The organism is Bradyrhizobium sp. STM 3843 (genome assembly GCF_000239815.1).
Classification (GTDB): domain Bacteria; phylum Pseudomonadota; class Alphaproteobacteria; order Rhizobiales; family Xanthobacteraceae; genus Bradyrhizobium.
Genome location: NZ_CAFK01000221.1, coordinates 1 through 799, shown reverse-complemented (window position 1 = coordinate 799; position 799 = coordinate 1). Strand labels below are relative to the sequence as shown.

The window sequence follows — 799 nt, the reverse complement described above, 5'->3', positions numbered from 1 at the left end:
ACCCTGACGCTCAATGACGGTGGCACGGCGACCTATACCGGCGGCTCCGGCACCAATGCGCTGACCTTCAGCTACACAGTGGCAACTGGCCAGAACACCTCCGATCTGGCGGTGACGGCGTTCAATCTCAACGGCTCCATGGTCAAGGACGGCGCAGGCAACAGCGCCACCCTGACCGGCGCGGTCACCAACCCGTCGGGGACGCTGCAGATCGATGGCACTCCGCCGACGGTATCGTCGGTTGCAGCCTCCGGGACCGGGATCACCGGCGGTGCAGGCAGCGTGGCGGCGGGTTATGTGGTGACGCTGACGGTGAACCTGAGCGAGGCGGTGACGGTGGCCGGAGGCACCCCAACCCTGACGCTCAATAACGGGGGCACGGCGACCTATGCCGGCGGCTCTGGCACCAATGCGCTGACCTTCAGCTACACGGTCGGCGCAAGCGACAGCGATGTTTCTGCGCTCGCCATCACCCAGGTGAACCTACCAACTGGAACAACGATCAAGGACGGCGCGGGCAACAGCGCGAACTTGACGGGTGTCGCGGCTACATTCGCAAATCTGTCGGTCGACCAGCCGAGCGCTATCGAGATTTCCGGTGCAACCTCCTTGGTGCAGGCCGCAAACAACTACTACCTTGATCCGATGAGCGGCGGCACCGGTCCCGTGCTGAAGTATCAGCGGAGCGCGGTCTACTCCGGCGAATTCGGCGCATGGACTCTGATTGGCGCAGAAGTCGTGTCCGGCGGTTACGATGTTGCGTGGAAGAACATCACCTCGGGTCAGTACCTTATCTGGA

The 799-nt window shown here is 63.2% G+C and carries 1 pseudogene; it reads left to right on the top strand.

Annotation, left to right across the window (positions count from 1 at the left end):
* A pseudogene (locus BRAS3843_RS23355) lies at nucleotides 1–799 on the top strand (hypothetical protein); the annotation flags it as partial.